This window comes from Roseovarius sp. MS2, from assembly GCF_051447875.1.
Taxonomy (GTDB): domain Bacteria; phylum Pseudomonadota; class Alphaproteobacteria; order Rhodobacterales; family Rhodobacteraceae; genus Roseovarius; species Roseovarius mucosus_A.
In genome coordinates this window covers 3,992,291-4,009,658 of the sequence record NZ_JBKHVF010000001.1, presented here as the reverse complement: position 1 = coordinate 4,009,658, position 17,368 = coordinate 3,992,291, and the positions used below count along the sequence as shown (strand labels likewise).

Genomic DNA, 17,368 nt, shown 5'->3' with positions numbered 1-17,368 from the left:
GTTGCGCGTCAGACCTTGAACACCTCATCCACCGGCACCTGAAGAGCGGTGGCGAGGGCGTTGGTTTGCGATGCCATGCCGATGACGGAGAGCAACTCGCCGTGTTGTTCGGGGGTCATGCCCTTGGTGCGGGCCGCTGCGGTGTGGGAATGGGCGCAGTATTCGCAGCCATTGGCGACAGACACGGCGATATAGATCAGCTCCTTGGTCAGGGGATCAAGGGTGCCGGGGCCCATCACGGATTTGAGCCGCTGCCATGTGGCGCTGAGGAGCGCCGGGTCATGCGCCAGCGCGCGCCAGAAATTGTTGATGAAATCGCTGCCGCGCGTGGCGCGGATGTCGTCGAAGACGGCGCGCACCTCTGGTGTGGCTTCGGCATCGCTGATGAGGGTCACTGTGGCCATGTCTTACCTCTCGGGGGCGGCATGTTGTTGCAGAACCTCGAGCGGAACGATTTCGAGGGCGCGCACATGGGTGGCATCAAGCCGCACCAAGGGCGCGCACCCCTCGTCATGGGCCTGAAGAAAGCGCGCGGCGCAGAGACACCAGTGATCGCCCGGTTTCAGGCCGGGAAACTGAAATTCGGGGTGTGGCGTGCTCAGATCATTGCCGACATATTTGGAAAAGGCCAGAAACTCGGCGGTCATCTGGGCGCAGACCGTGTGGCTGCCGTGATCCTCGGCGCAAGTGTTGCAATGACCATCCCGGAAAAAGCCGGTGAGCGGCTTGGTTGAACAGGGTTCCAGCGCCTCGCCCAGAACATTGCGGGCCTCATCCATGATCGACATTGCTTTGGTCCTTTCGCTGTTGGTCTGAGATTGGCGGGTTTTGCGCGTGTTTACAAGCGGTTGTCAGAGTGCGTTCACTGGCGTTCTTCGGCCTTGGCCTGATCCCAGAGCGTGTCCATTTCGGCCAGATCCGACTCGACCGGGCGTTTGCCGCGTTCGGCCAAGAGTGCCTCGATCCGCTCGAATCGCCGGGTGAATTTGGCATTGGCGCGGCGCAGGGCGGTTTCGGGGCAAACCTTCATGTGCCGGGCGAGATTGGCCATGACAAACAGAAGATCGCCGAATTCCTCTTCGACCGCGTCTTGGGTCAGTTCGGTTGCGGCTTCGTGCAACTCTTCAACTTCTTCGCGTATCTTGTTGAGAACATGAGAGGAGTCGGGCCAATCAAAGCCCACCCGCGCGGCGCGTTTTTGCAGTTTGACCGCGCGCAGGAGCGCAGGCAGGCCAAGGGCCACACCGTCAAGCGTGCCGGTCTTGGCCTCGGCGGCGCGTTCGGCGGCCTTGACCACCTCCCAATCGCGGGTCTGTTGCTCGGCGGTCTTGTCGCGGCTTTCGGTGCCGAACACATGCGGATGACGTGCGACCATCTTGTCAGAGATGGCGTTGGCCACGTCCTGCACATCAAACAGGCCTTGGTCCTGGGCAATTTGGGAATGAAACACGACCTGCAAGAGCAAGTCGCCCAATTCGCCGCGCAGCTCTTGCCAGTTCTGCTGCTCGATGGCGTCGGCCACCTCATAGGCCTCTTCAATCGTGTAGGGGGCGATGCTGGCGAAATCCTGTTCGATGTCCCAAGGACAGCCGGTATCGGGATCGCGCAGCCGCGCCATGATGGCGATGAGGCGGGGCAAGCCCCCGTCGGGATCGTGGATGAGCATATCGTCAGGCATTGCGGCGGCCTCGTCTTTGGGGTTGAGTGGACCCTGACGCGAGAAAGAAGGGATGTCCAGAGATGGCCGTGATCAATCGAATTGCCGGGTTTTCCGAGGAAATGACGGCGTGGCGGCGGCATTTGCATGCGCATCCCGAGTTGGGCTTTGATTGCCATGAAACAGCGGGTTTTGTGGTCGAGCGGTTGCGCGAGTTCGGCATTACCCAGATCGAAACCGGGGTGGCGACCAGTGGTGTGGTCGCGGTGATCGACGGGCGGGGTGATGGCCCCACGATCGGGTTGCGGGCTGATATGGACGCGCTGCCGATGACCGAGATTACCGGGCTTGAATATGCCAGCCAGACCCCCGGCAAAATGCATGCCTGCGGCCATGATGGGCATACGACGATGTTGCTGGGGGCCGCCAAATATCTGGCGGAGACGCGGAATTTTGCAGGGCGTGTGGTGCTGCTGTTTCAACCGGCAGAAGAGGGGCCGGGCGGCGGGCGCATCATGGTCGAAGAGGGCGCATTGAGCCGCTACGGGGTGGAGCAGGTCTATGCGCTGCATACGCTGCCCGGCGCGCCGGCTGGCACGTTCGAGACCACGCCGGGGCCGATCATGGCGGCGGTGGATACGCTGCATATCGACGTGATCGGTCGGGGTGGGCATGGGGCGATGCCGCATGAATGCCTGGACCCGGTGGTGGCGGCGGTGGCCATCGTGCAGGCGATTCAGACCATTGTCAGCCGCAACCGCAACCCGCTGGATGATCTGGTAATCTCGGTGACGCAGATTCATACCGGCACGGTTGATAACGTGATCCCCGAGACCGCCTATATCAACGCCACGATCCGAACCTTCACGCCCGAGGTGCAGGAAATGGTGCATCGACGCCTGCGCGAAGTGGCGTTGGGGACGGCGGCGGCGCATGGGGTGCGGGCCGAGGTGCGGATCGAGCTGGGATACCCCGCGACCTATAATGATGCCGACAAGACCGCCTTTGCCGCAGAGGTGGCGCGCGAGGTGGTGGGCGCGGATGCTGTCATCGCGGACCGCCCACGCGAGATGGGGGCTGAGGATTTTTCCTATATGCTGCAAGAGCGCCCCGGGTCGTATCTGTTTCTTGGGCAGGGCGAGGGGCCGGGCTTGCATCATCCGGGGTTCAATTTCAATGATGCGGTGGCGCCGGTTGGGGCCTCGTTTTTCGCGCGGCTGGTCGAGCGCGCGCAACCTGTGAGCTGAGGGAAAGCCATGGCACTGGAAGATGCGAAGAAGCAGGTGGATCAGGCGTTCACCCGCGCGGAGTTGCGGGGGGCAAGTTATGAGAACACCTTTGGTGGGGCGCTGTCCTTTGCGCGGAGGCGCTATAGCAAGGACTTGAGCGGCGTGGATGTGGCGATCACCGGGGTGCCGTTTGATCAATCCGTGACCAACCGGACCGGCACCCGCATGGGGCCGCGTGCGGTGCGTGAGGCGAGCGCATTGCAGGTCTATGATCCGCCCTATGGCTGGGATGGCTATGATCCGCTGTCCCATCTCAGCATTGTGGATTACGGGGATTTAGCCTTTGATTACGCGCATGTATCGGCCTTTCCTAAGGCATTACATGAGCATGCCAAGGGTATCTTGGAGGCTGGGGCCGCCTGTTTTGCCATCGGGGGCGATCACTATATCACACTGCCGCTGTTGCAGGCGCATGCGGAAAAATATGGGCCGTTGGCGGTGGTGCATTTCGATGCCCATTCCGACACATGGGCGGATGACGATCTGACCCGCATTGACCATGGCACGATGATGTACAAGGCTGTGAAACAGGGGTTTGTGGATGTGGCGCGCTCGGTGCAGGTGGGCATTCGCACCACCAACCCCGACACAATGGGCTTTACCACGCTTGATGCGCGGCAGGTGCATCTTGAGGGGCCGGTGGAAATCGCGCGCAAGATCAAGGAGATCGTGGGCGATGCGCAGGTTTACATGACCTTTGACATCGACGCGCTTGACCCGGCCTATGCACCCGGCACCGGCACGCCGGTCTGGGGGGGGCTGACCTCGGGGCAGGCGGCGATAATTTTGCGCGATCTGGCGGGGATCAATCTGGTGGGCGGCGATATGGTCGAGGTTTCGCCACCCTATGACACAACGGGGGCCACCGCGATTGCGGGGGCGCATGTGTTGATGGAAATGCTGTGCCTCTGGGGCTGGACCCGGCGAGATTGACGAAACAGGCGGCCGGTCGGTCCGGCCGCCTTGGTCGCTCAGGCGTTGGCTTCGCGAATTTTCTCGGCGGCGTCCTTGTCATAGGACACGCCGGATTTCTCGAAAAGGTCGTCGAGTTCGCCCGAGAGCGTCATCTCGGTGATGATGTCGCAGCCGCCCACGAATTCGCCTTTGACGTAAAGCTGCGGGATGGTGGGCCAGTCGGAATAGTCCTTGATCCCTTGGCGGATGTCCGCATCGTCGAGTACGTTCACATCCTTGAAATCAACGCCCATGTAATTCAGCACGCCCGCCACGCGGGAGGAGAAGCCGCATTGCGGCATGTCCTTGGTGCCCTTCATGTAGAGCACGACATCGGCGGATTTCACGGTCTCTTCAATGCGGGTTTTGGCGTCAGTCATGATATGTCCTATCGGTCTCTTAGGTGGCCTTGGCCGGTGGAGTCGGTCTCTTCAGGGTCATAGCTGGTTTCGGTGTCGCCCAAAAGGGTGACATGGGTGCTGTCGGTTTCTTCGCAATACCCCAAGCCATAAGCTGCGCGCCCATCGCGACGATAGCGCAGAATTTCGTGCCACATCGTATAGGCAAAGATGCCAGCGAAGGGCAAAAGCAGCAGAGCGACAAGCAGGCGAGGTTCCATTGCGTCAGGCAGGGGCCTTGGTGGTGAGCGCCAGCGCATGCACGGCACCGTTGGGCCCATCCATTTTGCCCTTAAGGGCGGCGTAAACGGCGCGTTGTTGTTGCACGCGATTCATGCCGCGAAAGCTCTCGTCGATGACTTCGGCGGCAAAATGCACGCCGTCATCGCCTTCGACGGTGATCTTGGCATTGGGGAGCGCCTGACGGATCAGGGCTTCTAGATCAGAGGCGAGCATGGCCATCGGGGGTCTCCTTGTCAGGTCTTGCCCAAGATGTAGAGCGCCGCCGGGGCGAGTGCAAGGGAGGGTGCAGCGCAGCGCCCGGCTTGCGCGTGATCTGTGGTTCTTCTTGAGCGGGGCGTCAGTTAATGCGCGCCAAAGTTTTGGGCCATGATGGGATCAGCCCCATCATGGCCATCGCGCCGCCCTTGGCCCCTTAGCCGAAGGTCGCCCCGAAGGTGCCCCGGAAGATATCCGATAGCTCGCTCAGCGCCGCTTCGGATTTGCCCAAGCGCACGGTGTCACCAGTAAAGCGGCCCACGGCGGTGAGGGGCACGCCCGCACGGCCTGCGGCGATCATCAGCGCCTCGGCCTGATCGAAGTTGCAGGCAATGAGATAGCGCGCCTGATCCTCGGCAAAGAGGGAGGCTGTGTCATCGCTGTCGAGGTGGACGCCGACACCCGCCGCTTCGGCCAATTCGAAGGCGGCCAAGGCCAGACCGCCATCGCTGAGGTCGGTGCAGGCCTTGATCAGCGCGTGGTTGGCGCGGATGAAATCGCCATGCCGCTTTTCGGCGGCAAGGTCCACGGGCGGTGCATCGCCTTCGACCCGGTGAAACACCTCGGCCAGCAGCGCGGATTGCCCCAGATGCCCGTGGGTTTCGCCCAAGAGAAGGGCCACATGCCCGTCATGCACCTGTCCGGTGATTGCCGTTTCCGGATCGCGGATGATGCCCACTGCGCCGATGGTGGGGGTGGGCAGGATCGCGGTGCCGTCGGTCTCGTTGTAGAGCGAGACATTGCCCGACACGATGGGCATGTCGAGGGCGGCCACCGCCTCGCCGATGCCTTTGATGGCGCCGACGAACTGGCCCATGATCTCGGGCTTTTCGGGGTTGCCGAAATTGAGGTTGTCGGTGGTGGCAAGCGGGACCGCGCCCAAGGCGGAGAGGTTGCGATAGGCCTCGGCCACTGCCTGTTTGCCGCCCTCAACCGGGTTGGCCTTGACGTAGCGTGGGGTTACGTCGGAGGTGAAGGCCAAAAGCTTGTCGGTGCCATGCACACGGATGAGACCTGCGCCCTGACCGGGGGTGCGGGCGGTGTCGGCCATGACCATGGTGTCATATTGCTCGTAAACCCACTGCCGGGCGCAGTAGTTGATCGAGCCGATCAGCGCCTTGAGGCCATCAATCGGATCGACGCCAGGCACGGTCGCGGGGTCAAGCGGCGCGGCGGGTGTTGTTTCCACCCATGGCCGGTCATATTCGGGGGCTGAGCCAGAGAGAGTGGCCAAGGGCAGGTCGGCCTTGATCTCATTGCCGTGCAGGATCAGGAACCGGTCTTCGGCGATGGTTTCGCCGACGATAGCAAAGTCGAGATCCCATTTCTCGAACACGGCGCGGGCCTCGGCCTCAAGCTCGGGGCGCAGGACCATGAGCATGCGTTCCTGAGATTCGGACAGCATCATCTCATAGGCGGTCATGTTCGCCTCGCGCTGTGGCACGGCGTCGAGGTGCAGTTTGACGCCAAGCCCACCCTTGTCGCCCATTTCCACCGCAGAGCAGGTGAGGCCCGCGGCGCCCATATCCTGGATCGAGATGACCGCGCCGGTGGCCATCAGTTCGAGACAGGCCTCCATCAGGCGTTTTTCGGTGAACGGGTCGCCCACCTGAACGGTGGGGCGTTTTTCCTCGATGCTGTCGTCGAATTCCGCAGAGGCCATCGTCGCGCCACCGACACCGTCGCGGCCCGTCTTGGCCCCGAGATAGACCACGGGCATACCGACGCCCGAAGCGGCTGAGTAGAAAATCTTGTCTGCGTCCGCCAGACCTGCGGCAAAGGCATTCACAAGGCAGTTGCCGTTATAGGCCGGATCAAACCGCACTTCGCCCCCCGCGCAGGGCACGCCAAAGCAATTGCCATAGCCGCCCACGCCGGCAACCACGCCATGCACAAGCTGGCGGGTCTTGGGGTGTGATGGCATGCCAAAGCTGAGGGAATTCATCGAAGCGATGGGGCGCGCGCCCATGGTGAAGACATCGCGCAGGATACCGCCCACACCGGTCGCCGCACCCTGATAGGGTTCTATATAGGAGGGGTGATTGTGGCTTTCCATTTTGAACACAACCGCCTGACCGTCGCCGATATCGACCACGCCTGCGTTCTCACCCGGGCCACAGATCACCTGCGGGCCGGTGGTGGGCAGGGTGCGCAGCCATTTCTTGGAGGATTTGTAGGAACAATGCTCGTTCCACATGGCCGAAAAGATGCCCAATTCGGTAAAGGTCGGCTCTCGCCCGATGATCTCGAGGATACGGTCGTATTCCTCGGGCTTGAGGCCATGGGCCGCGACGAGATCGGGGGTGATGGACGGTTCCTGCATCGGGCGGGCTCCTTCGGGGATATGCATGTGCGGGTCTTTAAACCACAGGTGCGGCGGGGGGAAGGGGCGCGTGATCTGGGGGGGCGATTTTGGTATCGGACAGCAAAACGGCCCGGCCTTTACAGGGCCGGGCCGCAGGCGCGCCGGGAGGGAGGAGCGCGCGGTGGAAAGGCAAACGGTTACTGCGTCATCGTCGCGACTTTCTCGGCCACGGCGGTGCGCAACTGCTCGAGGGTCATCGCGTATTCCAAGCCACCGTTTTCGGCAACGCTGAGTGTGCCAGCCTGAAAGCCGATACGCTCCGCCGGAATTTCGGCATCCGCATGCACATCGACGTAGATGTAGTGTTCTGCGCTTTCATCGCCTGCGTGCGAGACGACTTCGCCGATCACCTTGTCATCCACAGAGCTGAGCGTGGCCCCTGTTTCGGCCTCGGCCAGAATGTTTTCGACAAGAGTGTCGCTGGCCTTGCGCTGATCCTTGGCGGCCAGATCAAGGTCTGTGGGCGCGTGCAAGTCGCCATTGTCGGCGACAGTGGCTGCGGACCAATTGCCCGATGCCGCGCTTTCTACCGTGCCTTGGCTTTCTTCATAGATGGCGTCGACGCCGCTGTTGTCTTGGGCCTGCCGTTCGGTGCCGCCTTCGTCTGCGGCATGGGCGGCGAGGGCTGCGACGCTTGTGAGGGCCGTTGCGAGAGCCAGTTTGCGGAACATCATATCGTCCTCCGTTTCTGCAGGGTCCATCCTGCGGTTTGCATCAACGCGCCAAATGCGCGCTTGAGAGATCAACGCAGGAGGTGTGCTGTGGTTCCGAACGGATGGAAAAAATATCTGGGTGAAGGCTGCGCAGGCGGCGAGCCCTGCGCAGTTGTGCTCATTTCGCGATTATTGATCTGTGGGGAGCAGGGTGGTGATACCCACTGAGGCCGCGCGCGCCAGATCAGGATCGAGCGACATCGGGATATATTCGCCGCGCCGCCAGAGTTGCGACAGGTTGTCGTAATAGCGGCTGAGGAAATGCCCTGATTGGCCGGTGGCGATGATAAAGACGCTGCTATCGGGATCGGCAAAGTCATAGACCCCGCGATACCCTGCCCCATGCACGTTGTGAAACGGGTCCGGGCCGTTGCCGCCACGCGTGCGCCCGCGCAGGAGCGTATTGTCGCCGCCCGAGGTGGATTGGCGGATGTTGACGAAATGGCGCAGGAGCGGCACGTCTCCCAGCACTTGATGGTCATGGGTGGCCTGATGTGCGTCGCCCCAGCGCAGGCTTTCGAGGGATTGGCCATAGCGCTCGGAAATCCAGATCAGCGCATCGTCGAGCGCCATGCGGGCGGTATCCGTGCAGGTCTCAATCGCCGCTGATTGCTTGACATCGCACCAGTCAGCGGCGCCATCGACATTGCGGAACACCCGTTCAATGAAGATCGGATCAGGGTGGTCAAACTCTCGCGAGAGGGGGCCCAAGTCATCGCGAATGAGCCGGTCCATCAGCGCGCGCATCCACGCGGCGTAAAGCAGCGGCTCGGGCAGATGTTCGTTCATTTCGCCGTTCCAGTCGGCAAGCATGGTGAGCGCGCGTTGGCGCAGGCGTTCGGGCGTGCCTTCGGGGGCGGATTCGCCGGTAAACCACAGATCGGCACCAATCAGAGGCAAAAGCGAGCGGGCGGTAAAGCTGACGGTGTCGAGTTGTGCCTCGATAAAGCTTTCGCGGGTATGCACCTCTCGCCCCTGCATGAGCCTGCGCCAGCGATGGACCCGCTGGGTATCACCCCAGAGGTGGCTCACATGCATGGGAAAGGGGCGATCAACGACCTTGTTGTTGGTATTGCCTAGGATGCCGCCAGAGGGGGCCACGAATTCGGGATTTGCGGCAAAGGGCAGCGTGCCCTGCCAGCGGTTTTCCGGCAGCCAGCCGCGCGCGGGCATCCGCCCCTCGCTCTCATGGCGGGCATCACGTCGAGGCATTGCCCCGATGGTACGCATGGCGATCGTGCTTTGGTCCACAAGGGTAAGGTTCTGCGAGGGCGCAATATAAAGACGGCTGAGGTCAATCGCGTCCTGCACCGATTGCGCGCGCATCAGGCCGATGGCCGAGGACATGGTTGTATCCTCTGGGCTGAGCGCGGTCCAATTCAGCGCGGCCACATGGCCTGCGGGCGTCACTTCGGCCAGATTGTAGTGGCTGCCGGGCAGGACGGGGCCGTTCTCTGTCCAGCGCAGGGTCATGGTGACGGGATCGGCATCCTTGATCTCGACGATAGACCGCGTGGTGCGAAACGGTTTCCATCCGTCGGGCGTGCGGTATTGATTGGGATCATCGGGGTTCAGCTCTTCGATATAGAGGTCCTGATCGTCGAGATAGGACGAGGTGACAGCCCAACCCAGCCGCGCGCTGCGCCCGGTCAGGATGGCCGGAATGCCGGGAATGGTGCCACCGATCACGCCACCGGATGTCAGGTTCAGGCGGGCGAGATACCAGATATTCGGTGCGGAAAAGCCCAGATGCGGGTCATTGGCCAGAAGCGTGCCGCCCGAGGCCGAGCGCGAGGGCGCAGCGGCAAAGGCATTCGAGGCCCCGGCAAAGGCGCGGCGTTTGAAGGGCGAGAGCGGATCACCTCTTTCAGGGCTCGTTTGCGCGATGCGCGACCAATTGGCACCGGGAAAGAGGGCGGCATATTCCGGCAAGGCCGCGATGCCGCTGCCCGGTGCCAGTGGCATGATATCGGCCAAGCGATCAGGGTTTTCCAGCGCAAGCGCCGCGCGGGCAAAGAGCACTTCGTTTTCCAGATGCGAAGACAGCTGCACGGCCATCAGCTTGATCAGCGCAATGGAATCAGCCGGTTGCCAAGGCGCAATCGGGGCGTTGAAGATGAATTGTTCGGGGGCGCCGCGCCCCAGAGCCTCGCGGTTGATTTCGTTCAGGCGGGCGTTGACGCCATCGGAATAGGCCTTGAGCGCGGCCAGGGTTTCGGCGTCCTGCACGGCGACAGATTGGCGCGCGAGCGTGTAGAGGTCAAAGCGGCGCATGGTGCTGTCGATCTTGACGGTGCGGGTGCCGAACACCTCTGAGAGCCGCCCTTGCACGGTGCGGCGCATCGTCATCATCTGCCACAGCCGATCCTGTGCATGGGCATAGCCCAATCCAAAGAAGCTGTCGGCATCCGTCTGGCCCAGAATATGCGGCACATTCGCATTGTCGCGCACGATTTCGACCGGGGCGGTGATGCCCGGCACGCTCAGCGTCTTGTCATAGTCGGGCAGAGAGCGCGACAGCAGGAAATAGGCCCCCAACAGCGCCAGAACGGCCAAGAGGATCGCGCCGCCTGCCAGCCGCAATAACCATTTCACCAGCCCTGACATGCCCCGGCACCGCCCTATTTTCCGCTTGCATCACCTGCCGGGGATAGTCAGAAAACCCCGGCAAGACAATGGCACACAGTATGGGAGAGGACAGGACAATGGCAAAACTGGCGTTTCTGGGGCTCGGGGTTATGGGCTATCCGATGGCGGGGCATCTGGCAGCAGCCGGGCACGAGGTCTGTGTCTATAACCGCACGGCGGCCAAGGCCGAAGCCTGGGCAAAAGAGCATGGTGGGCGTCATGCCGCCACCCCGCGCGAGGCCGCCGAAGGGGCCGATTTCGTGATGGCCTGCGTGGGCAATGACGATGATCTGCGGTCGGTCTGTCTTGGGGCCGATGGGGCCTTTGCCGGGATGGCGGCAGGCGCGATTTTTGTGGATCACACCACGGTGTCGTCCAAGGTTACAGCCGAGCTTTATGCCGAGGCCAAGGCAGCTGGGCTGAATTTCGTTGATGCGCCCGTGTCGGGTGGACAGGCGGGGGCCGAAAAAGGCCAGCTTTCGATCATGTGTGGCGGCGATGAGGCGGCCTATGCGGCGGCTGAGCCGGTGATGCAGGTCTATGCCAAGCTTTGCCGCCGGATTGGCGAGAGCGGGGCCGGTCAGATGACCAAGATGTGCAATCAGATCGCGATTGCCGGTCTGGTTCAGGGTCTGGCCGAGGCGCTGCACTTTGCGGAAAAGGCAGGGCTGGACGGGCGCGCGGTGGTCGAGGTCATCTCTCAGGGGGCGGCGGGATCTTGGCAGATGTCGAACCGGTATGAGACCATGATTGACGACAAATGGAACCACGGCTTTGCCGTTGATTGGATGCGCAAGGATCTGGGCATTTGCCTGAGCACCGCCGATGAGACCGGCGCCAGCCTGCCGGTGACGGCGCTGGTCGATCAGTTCTACAAGGACGTGCAGAAAATGGGCGGCGGTCGCTGGGATACGTCGAGCCTGTTTGCGCGGCTGCGCAAGCTTGGGTGACATAGCGCGGTGTCAGGCGATCTTGCGGTCGCCTGACAGCCATTTGCGGCTGTCGATGACATCAAGGATCAGCGAAAAGACATCGACCGCCAGCAGGATCACCAGATAGTTGCGGTAGGTCGGGGTAATGTCTTGGGTCAAAAGCCACAGGATCAGGCCCAGCATCGGTGTCCAGATGAGGATATGCGGCAGTGCCATAACCTTGGAAAAGCCGCGCTCGATCAGCATCAGCAAGCCATTGCAGAGCATCGCGCCGACCGCCATGAGTGCCAGCCACGCGCCGGCAGGCTGTGTGACAAAGAAGAGCGACGCAGCATTGACCGGCACGAGGATGAGGGCGACCCAAAGCTGCACCCAGAGGGGCAGGCGGCGGTAACTCTGCCAGATTTGCCTTATCATGTGCGCCCCTGCTCAGGCCTCTTTTGGGCGCAGGGTCAGCCATATGAGCGCACCGCCTGCCAGCATCAGGAAGGGGGCCATGGCGAGGTTGACCGCAGTCCAGCCCGCCTCAGGCGTGCCGCCGGAGCAGTTCATCAGGCCACCGGAGGACAGGGAGGCAAAGGTCACACCGCCAAAGACGATAAGGTCGTTGAGCCCCTGCATGCGGCCGCGTTCCTGAGGCTCATGGGCCCCTGCAAGCATGGTGGTGGCCCCGATAAAGCCGAAGTTCCAGCCGATGCCCAAGAGGATGAGGGCGACGAAGAAGTTTTCCAGATGCACGCCGTTCAAGGCCACCGCGCCTGCGCCTGCGAGGATGACAAGGCCAATGGCCACGATTTTTTCAACGCCAAAGCGGGCGATCAGGTGGCCGGTGAAGAACGAGGGGATATACATCGCCAGCACATGCGCCGTGACCACATCCGCCGCATTGCCCGCGTCAAAGCCGCAGCCAACTACGGCGAGCGGCGTTGAGGTCATCACCAAATTCATCAGCGCGTAGGATACGGTGGCACAGATCACCGCCACGGCGATGCGCGGCGTTTTCAGAAGTTCCATCCGCGTGCGGCCATGCGGGGCGTCGACGGCGGGTTGGGGCGGTTTGGGGATATCGAGCAAGAGAAACAGGAACGCGCCTGCGATATTGAGAGCGATGACCGCGAGATAGGTGCCCAGAAACGGAATCACCATGGCCTGAGAGGTGGCCTTGACCAGTTGCGGCCCGATCACGGCGCTGAGCAGGCCCCCTGCCATGACGTAGGAAATGGCCTTGGCGCGGAAGGCGTCGCTGGCGGTATCGGCGGCGGCAAAGCGGTAGAAGCCTTGGGCTGACATATAGGTGCCGGTGATGAGGCTGCCCAAAAGGAAAATCGGGAAGGAGGCGGTATAAAGCCCATAGGCGCCGATGGCCCCGCCAAGCGCGCCTGCGCCTGCGCCTATGAAAAACCCGGTGCGGCGGCCATAGCGCTGCATCAGATGCGAAATCGGTGTGGCCGAGAGCATTGAGCCGAGCACGATCAAGGAAATCGGCAAGGTCGCGAAGCAGATGTTGGAGGCGAGCGATTGCCCGGCCAGCCCACCCACGACAAAGATCATCGGCATTTGCGCGCCCAAAATGGCTTGGGCTGCGACGAGAACGGCCACATTGCGTTTGGCGCGGCTGTCGTCGGGATGAAGGGCGATATCGGTCATGGCCGAAGTGCTAGACCCGTCGCGGGCAGGCTGCAAGCGTAATTCAGGCGCGGTCGATGAGATGCGCGAAAGAGCCGCTCACCCGGCCCGAGTGGAGGCCCATCGGGGGCAGCTCTGTGCCTTCGGCGTCTGTTGCGGTGAACAGCGTTGGGCCATCCGCGCGCAGGGTGGTGGCATAGTGGAATTCATGCGCGGCCCATGTGCCCGGAAATGGGCCGGTGTGTGCCGCAAGGTGGCGGTAGCCGAGATGGAGACGGCGGGTGGCAAAGCTCGTGTCTAGCGGTAACAAGCCAGCCATGGTGTGCCGAGTGCCGCTGGCATCGGTCAGGCTGTCGCCTAGAACCATGTATCCACCACATTCTCCATATATACCTGAGGTTTGTGCGGAATTCTTGAGGCTTTGCATGAAGATTTCATTGGCGGCGATCCGGCCTGCGTGCAATTCCGGGTAGCCGCCGGGAAGAAAGATGAACTCCGCTTGTGGCACGGGTTCGTTGGCCAGTGGGGAAAACGGGCGGATTTCGGCACCTGCTGCCTGCCAATCGGCCAGCATATGCGGATAGGCAAAGCCAAAGGCGGGGTCTTGGGCCACGGCGATCACCTGAGCCGGAGGGGTGAGGCGTGGGGCCGCTTGGGCGTCGGGCAAAGGGGCGGCGAGTGCGAGCAGCGTTTCGCGGTCGAGTGTCATGGCGAGCGCGTCGGCGGCGGTGTCGAGGAACTGGTGCAAATCAGGGCGCTCGCTGGCTTGGACCAGACCCAGATGGCGCGAGGGTTGCGCCAGCGCCGGGTTGCGGCGGAGGGCGGCCAAAACGGGCAGGCCAAGGGGGGCGAGGGCGCGGCGCAGCATCGCTTCGTGCCGGTCAGAGCCAACATTGTTGAGCATCACGCCTGACACGCGCACGCGGGCGTCAAAGCCTGCAAAGCCTGCTACAAGCGGCGCGATAGAGCCTGCCATGCGGCCTGCATCGACCACCAGCACCACGGGCAGGCTGAGATGCCGCGCGAGATCGGCCACAGCGCCACGCCCATCGGGCGGTGCGCCATCAAAGAGGCCCATGGCCCCCTCGATGATCAGCAGACCTTGGCCCGCCGCAAGGCTGCGCAGGCGGTCGGGCGTCATGGCCCAAGCGTCGAGATTGGGGCAAGGCGCGCCGCAGGCGGCCTCGTGAAAGCGGGGGTCGATGTAATCGGGGCCGGATTTCGCCCCGCGCACAGGCAGCCCCTCGCGAGACAAGAGGCGCAGAAGGGCGAGGGTGAGCGTGGTTTTCCCCGCGCCCGACGAGGGTGCAGCGAGGATCAGCCCCCGCATGCGGTCTCGGCGGGCAGGCCGCGGCCGAGCGGATCAAGATTACGCGGGGCGGCACCGGCCAGCATCCCCTGCCAGTCAAGCACTTGGCGCATGAGCACGGAGCGTCCGATGCAAAGGATCGCAGGCGGCTCGAAGCCGCTTGTCTCGATATCGGCGGCAAGGCGCCCGAGGGTGGTTTCCAGCACGCGCTGATCCGGGGTGGTGGCGGAGGAGACGACGGCGCAGGGCTCATCCACCGGGCGGCCTGCATCCAGAAGCGCCGCGCTGATCTGGCCTGCGTGCTTCATGCCCATGTAGATCACGATAACCTGACTGCCCTGCGCAATCGCCTGCCAATTCAGCGAGGAAGGGGTGTGCCCGGACTGGTCGTGGCCTGTTACGAAGGTCACGGATTGGTTCACATCGCGGTGTGTCACGGGAATGCCCGCATAGGCCAACCCGCCGATACCGGCGCTGATGCCCGGAATGATGCGGATGGGCACGCCGTGCTGCACCAGCGTCTGCGCCTCTTCGCCGCCACGCCCAAAGACAAAGGGGTCGCCCCCCTTGAGGCGCAGCACGCGCAGGCCATCGCGGGCGAGATCAACGAGTTGCAGGGAAATATCGCGCTGCTTGGCCGAAGGTTTGCCGCCGCGTTTGCCCGCATAGATATGGCGGGCCTGCGGTGCCCAGTCGAGGATGCAGTCCTGCACCAGCGCGTCATAAATCACCACATCGGCCTGTTGCAGGGCATTGAGCGCGTGCAGTGTCAGAAGGCCGGGATCGCCGGGGCCCGCGCCACAGAGCCAAACCCAGCCGGGTTCCATCCGGGGCCAGTCGGTGCCGGGCAGCGAGGGGAGAGTGGGGTGGTGCGAGTCGGTCATATCTTTCTATGCCGCGAGTTTGATGTGGGGGAAAGGTGGCAAACGACCATGCACCGGGGTCAGAGCGACATGCAGGGGGTGGCCGGGCCATGGGCGGCCCGGCCAAAGGCGTGTTACATCTTGCACTCTGCGGCGTAGGCGTCGACGTGATCCTCTAGCGCCACGCCGATGATCTTGTTGGTGTAGACGTCACCCTCTTTGATCACCTCGCGAACATAGATGTCCTGGATCGGGTGATGATTGTTGCCAAAGGCGAAATCGCCGCGCGTGCTGGCGAAATCGGCCGCTTTGAGGGCGGCGCGGAAGGCGTCAGCATCCGAGGGTTGCGCCGTGTCCAATGCGGAAATCAGGAGATTGGCAGTGTCAAAGCCTTGGCTTGCGTAGAGCGAGGGCAGGCGGCCATATTTTTCCTGAAAGCTGGCGACAAAAGCGGCGTTGGTTGCGTTGTCGATGTCCTTGGACCATTGCGATGTGTTGACCACGCCAAGGGCCGCGTCGCCCACGGCCTGAAGGATGCCTTGGTCAAAGCTGAAGGCGGGGCCGACCACGGGCAGGCCGACACCGCTGTCGGCATATTGCTTGAGGAAGGAGATGCCCATGCCGCCGGGCAGGAAGAAGAACACAGAGTCAGCGCCGCTCGCGCGGATTTGGGCGATTTCGGCGGCGTAATCGGTCTGGCCGAGTTGGGTGTAGATTTCACCCGCCAATTCGCCCTTGTAGAACCGTTTGTAGCCGGTCAGCGCGTCCTGACCTGCCGGGTAGTTGGGCGCGAGGATGAAGCTGTTTTTATAGCCTGCGTCATTGGCATAGGCCCCCGCGGCCTCGTGCAGGTTGTCGTTCTGCCAGGCGACGTTGAAATAGTTGGGCAGGCAGCCTTGCCCCGCCAGCGCCGAGGGGCCAGCATTGGGCGAGAGGTAGAATTTGCCTTGGGCCACGGCACCGGGCACCACCGCCATGGCGAGGTTGGACCAGATGATACCCGTCATCACATCGACCTTGTCGGATTGGATCATCTTGTCCGAGAGTTGCACGGCGATGTCGGGTTTTTGCTGATCGTCCTCGATGATCACCTCGATATCGCTGCGTCCCGATTGCTCTAGCGCCAGCATGAAGCCATCGCGCACGTCGATGCCGAGCCCTGCGCCGCCGCCTGATAGCGTGGTGATCATGCCGACCTTGATATCAGCCTGCGCGGTGGCGGCGGCAAGGCTGAGCGCGCCTGCGATGGCCAGTGTCTTGAATGTCATATGTCATCTCTCCCTAATGTCGGGCGGTTTGGTCCGTCCCGGATTGCCCTTGGTCCCCCAGAAGGCGGTGCTCAATCCTTTCCACAGCTTTGGCAAAAGGTCCAGATGGCAGCGGATTGGATCAGGCTGAGGTATGGCGGGCCATGAAGCGGGCGGTTTCGGCGGGGGCCGGGGCGTGGCCCGAGAAATTCTCGACATAAGCGGGCATGCGGGCGATGCGGATATCGCGGGGTTCGGCCACCATCATCGAGATATAGCCGATCTGGGTGTAATAGACGGTATGGGCGCGGGTGTCGGCGTGATCGGGGGCGTAGCCGAATCGCGCGAACATGGCACGGATGGCGGTGATGCGGGTTTCATCGGTGCGTTGCAGCTTGGCCTTGACCACCGGATCGCCAAGCGCCCAGTTGCGGATCGCGAAATCAAGGCGGGAATCAAACAGCTCGCGGGTAAGCCAGCAGTCGAAGAGATTGTAGAGCGCCTCGTTGATCGAGTCTGCATAGGCCTCGGTGCGGGCGACTAGATTGCCGGTGTTCTGCGCCTCCCAGCGGTCGAGAAGGGCGGAAAGCAGCGCCTCTCGGTCCTTGAAGTGCCAATAAAAACTGGTGCGTGACAGGCCAAGCATATGCGCCAGAGGCATCACCTTGACCGCATCCACCCCGGCGGTGACGAGCACCTCATAGGCGGCACCCAGCCACAGATCCTCGGACCCGCGGGTGGCGGGATCGGGGGCGGGTTTGGCGCGGTGGTTGGTTTGGGTGCGGTTCATTGCCCAAGACTAGACGCTTTTTCGGGGGCTGGCAAATATCTTGACAGGTTAGTTGATTTTCTCGACAGTAGTGTCGATAAAGTTTTGATGCCACCGCCG

General features: G+C 62.5%; 18 protein-coding genes. 3 read left to right on the top strand and 15 right to left on the bottom strand.

Annotated features, from left to right (window positions below):
• Positions 1-8 precede the first annotated feature (8 nt).
• From ACLGGT_RS19585 to mazG, 3 genes are all read right to left on the bottom strand, one after another.
• The gene (locus tag ACLGGT_RS19585; protein ID WP_437197307.1) at positions 9-404 is read right to left on the bottom strand and encodes a carboxymuconolactone decarboxylase family protein; all 396 of its coding nucleotides are present in this window, start codon (positions 402-404) and stop codon (positions 9-11) included.
• Positions 405-407: 3 nt separating this feature from the next.
• Positions 408-788 carry a DUF2237 family protein gene (locus ACLGGT_RS19580; RefSeq protein WP_008282372.1) on the bottom strand — a complete coding sequence of 127 codons (381 nt, stop codon included), beginning with the start codon at positions 786-788 and terminating at the stop codon, positions 408-410.
• A gap of 74 nt (positions 789-862) precedes the next feature.
• Positions 863-1,678: a nucleoside triphosphate pyrophosphohydrolase gene (gene mazG / locus ACLGGT_RS19575; RefSeq protein ID WP_219434622.1), complete on the bottom strand. Its 816-nt coding sequence runs from the start codon at positions 1,676-1,678 to the stop codon at positions 863-865.
• A 62-nt stretch (positions 1,679-1,740) separates the two neighbouring features.
• Between mazG and ACLGGT_RS19570 the strand changes: the two genes are divergently transcribed.
• A complete protein-coding gene (locus tag ACLGGT_RS19570) occupies positions 1,741-2,904 on the top strand; it encodes a M20 aminoacylase family protein (RefSeq protein WP_008282370.1) in 1,164 nt (387 codons plus the stop codon).
• A gap of 9 nt (positions 2,905-2,913) precedes the next feature.
• The gene (speB, locus tag ACLGGT_RS19565) at positions 2,914-3,879 is read left to right on the top strand and encodes an agmatinase (RefSeq protein ID WP_081506450.1); all 966 of its coding nucleotides are present in this window, start codon (positions 2,914-2,916) and stop codon (positions 3,877-3,879) included.
• A 38-nt stretch (positions 3,880-3,917) separates the two neighbouring features.
• Here speB and grxD read toward each other — a convergent pair whose 3' ends face one another.
• The 6 genes from grxD to ACLGGT_RS19535 all read right to left on the bottom strand — a co-directional run bounded on the left by grxD (position 3,918) and on the right by ACLGGT_RS19535 (position 10,481).
• Positions 3,918-4,280, bottom strand: coding sequence for a Grx4 family monothiol glutaredoxin (gene grxD / locus ACLGGT_RS19560; RefSeq protein ID WP_008282368.1), 363 nt, complete (start codon positions 4,278-4,280; stop codon positions 3,918-3,920).
• An 8-nt stretch (positions 4,281-4,288) separates the two neighbouring features.
• The gene (locus ACLGGT_RS19555) at positions 4,289-4,519 is read right to left on the bottom strand and encodes a hypothetical protein (protein ID WP_008282367.1); all 231 of its coding nucleotides are present in this window, start codon (positions 4,517-4,519) and stop codon (positions 4,289-4,291) included.
• A gap of 4 nt (positions 4,520-4,523) precedes the next feature.
• Positions 4,524-4,760, bottom strand: a complete 237-nt coding sequence (locus ACLGGT_RS19550; protein WP_008282366.1) for a BolA/IbaG family iron-sulfur metabolism protein — start codon at positions 4,758-4,760, stop codon at positions 4,524-4,526.
• 193 nt (positions 4,761-4,953) lie between these two features.
• Positions 4,954-7,119, bottom strand: a complete 2,166-nt coding sequence (purL, locus tag ACLGGT_RS19545) for a phosphoribosylformylglycinamidine synthase subunit PurL (protein ID WP_437197306.1) — start codon at positions 7,117-7,119, stop codon at positions 4,954-4,956.
• Positions 7,120-7,298: 179 nt separating this feature from the next.
• On the bottom strand, positions 7,299-7,832 hold the full coding sequence (locus tag ACLGGT_RS19540) for a phosphoribosylglycinamide synthetase (protein WP_437197305.1): 534 nt from the start codon (positions 7,830-7,832) through the stop codon (positions 7,299-7,301).
• A 171-nt stretch (positions 7,833-8,003) separates the two neighbouring features.
• Positions 8,004-10,481, bottom strand: a complete 2,478-nt coding sequence (locus tag ACLGGT_RS19535) for a penicillin acylase family protein (protein WP_437197304.1) — start codon at positions 10,479-10,481, stop codon at positions 8,004-8,006.
• An 80-nt stretch (positions 10,482-10,561) separates the two neighbouring features.
• Here ACLGGT_RS19535 and ACLGGT_RS19530 point away from each other — a divergent pair, with 80 nt between their 5' ends.
• Positions 10,562-11,452 (top strand): NAD(P)-dependent oxidoreductase, encoded by an 891-nt coding sequence (locus ACLGGT_RS19530; RefSeq protein WP_112303109.1) that lies wholly within the window; start codon positions 10,562-10,564, stop codon positions 11,450-11,452.
• A 12-nt stretch (positions 11,453-11,464) separates the two neighbouring features.
• On the opposite strand, the gene ACLGGT_RS19525 is transcribed toward ACLGGT_RS19530, so the two are convergent.
• From ACLGGT_RS19525 to ACLGGT_RS19500, 6 genes are all read right to left on the bottom strand, one after another.
• Positions 11,465-11,851, bottom strand: coding sequence for a hypothetical protein (locus tag ACLGGT_RS19525; RefSeq protein ID WP_437197303.1), 387 nt, complete (start codon positions 11,849-11,851; stop codon positions 11,465-11,467).
• A gap of 12 nt (positions 11,852-11,863) precedes the next feature.
• Positions 11,864-13,081: an MFS transporter gene (locus tag ACLGGT_RS19520; protein WP_008282359.1), complete on the bottom strand. Its 1,218-nt coding sequence runs from the start codon at positions 13,079-13,081 to the stop codon at positions 11,864-11,866.
• Between the two features lie 43 nt (positions 13,082-13,124).
• Complete coding sequence (locus ACLGGT_RS19515) at positions 13,125-14,390, bottom strand: cobyrinate a,c-diamide synthase (protein ID WP_437197302.1); 1,266 nt, start codon at positions 14,388-14,390, stop codon at positions 13,125-13,127.
• Positions 14,378-15,253 (bottom strand): uroporphyrinogen-III C-methyltransferase, encoded by an 876-nt coding sequence (cobA, locus tag ACLGGT_RS19510; RefSeq protein WP_437197301.1) that lies wholly within the window; start codon positions 15,251-15,253, stop codon positions 14,378-14,380. Before cobA ends, ACLGGT_RS19515 begins: the two co-directional genes overlap by 13 nt.
• Before the next feature lie 113 nt (positions 15,254-15,366).
• On the bottom strand, positions 15,367-16,500 hold the full coding sequence (locus tag ACLGGT_RS19505; protein WP_008282356.1) for an ABC transporter substrate-binding protein: 1,134 nt from the start codon (positions 16,498-16,500) through the stop codon (positions 15,367-15,369).
• 121 nt (positions 16,501-16,621) lie between these two features.
• Entirely contained in the window at positions 16,622-17,269 is a 648-nt protein-coding gene (locus ACLGGT_RS19500) for a TetR/AcrR family transcriptional regulator (RefSeq protein ID WP_008282355.1), read from the bottom strand.
• Positions 17,270-17,368 lie beyond the last annotated feature (99 nt).

Coding starts and splice junctions, on each gene's coding strand:
- ACLGGT_RS19550 (WP_008282366.1), bottom strand. CDS start 4,760: ATGGCCATGCTCGCCTCTGATCTAGAAGCCCTGATCCGTCAGGCGCTC.
- ACLGGT_RS19540 (WP_437197305.1), bottom strand. CDS start 7,832: ATGTTCCGCAAACTGGCTCTCGCAACGGCCCTCACAAGCGTCGCAGCC.
- ACLGGT_RS19500 (WP_008282355.1), bottom strand. CDS start 17,269: ATGAACCGCACCCAAACCAACCACCGCGCCAAACCCGCCCCCGATCCC.
- ACLGGT_RS19535 (WP_437197304.1), bottom strand. CDS start 10,481: ATGTCAGGGCTGGTGAAATGGTTATTGCGGCTGGCAGGCGGCGCGATC.
- mazG (WP_219434622.1), bottom strand. CDS start 1,678: ATGCCTGACGATATGCTCATCCACGATCCCGACGGGGGCTTGCCCCGC.
- speB (WP_081506450.1), top strand. CDS start 2,914: ATGGCACTGGAAGATGCGAAGAAGCAGGTGGATCAGGCGTTCACCCGC.
- ACLGGT_RS19515 (WP_437197302.1), bottom strand. CDS start 14,390: ATGCGGGGGCTGATCCTCGCTGCACCCTCGTCGGGCGCGGGGAAAACC.
- ACLGGT_RS19505 (WP_008282356.1), bottom strand. CDS start 16,500: ATGACATTCAAGACACTGGCCATCGCAGGCGCGCTCAGCCTTGCCGCC.
- ACLGGT_RS19585 (WP_437197307.1), bottom strand. CDS start 404: ATGGCCACAGTGACCCTCATCAGCGATGCCGAAGCCACACCAGAGGTG.
- ACLGGT_RS19520 (WP_008282359.1), bottom strand. CDS start 13,081: ATGACCGATATCGCCCTTCATCCCGACGACAGCCGCGCCAAACGCAAT.
- ACLGGT_RS19570 (WP_008282370.1), top strand. CDS start 1,741: ATGGCCGTGATCAATCGAATTGCCGGGTTTTCCGAGGAAATGACGGCG.
- ACLGGT_RS19530 (WP_112303109.1), top strand. CDS start 10,562: ATGGGAGAGGACAGGACAATGGCAAAACTGGCGTTTCTGGGGCTCGGG.
- ACLGGT_RS19580 (WP_008282372.1), bottom strand. CDS start 788: ATGTCGATCATGGATGAGGCCCGCAATGTTCTGGGCGAGGCGCTGGAA.
- grxD (WP_008282368.1), bottom strand. CDS start 4,280: ATGACTGACGCCAAAACCCGCATTGAAGAGACCGTGAAATCCGCCGAT.
- purL (WP_437197306.1), bottom strand. CDS start 7,119: ATGCAGGAACCGTCCATCACCCCCGATCTCGTCGCGGCCCATGGCCTC.
- ACLGGT_RS19555 (WP_008282367.1), bottom strand. CDS start 4,519: ATGGAACCTCGCCTGCTTGTCGCTCTGCTGCTTTTGCCCTTCGCTGGC.
- cobA (WP_437197301.1), bottom strand. CDS start 15,253: ATGACCGACTCGCACCACCCCACTCTCCCCTCGCTGCCCGGCACCGAC.
- ACLGGT_RS19525 (WP_437197303.1), bottom strand. CDS start 11,851: ATGATAAGGCAAATCTGGCAGAGTTACCGCCGCCTGCCCCTCTGGGTG.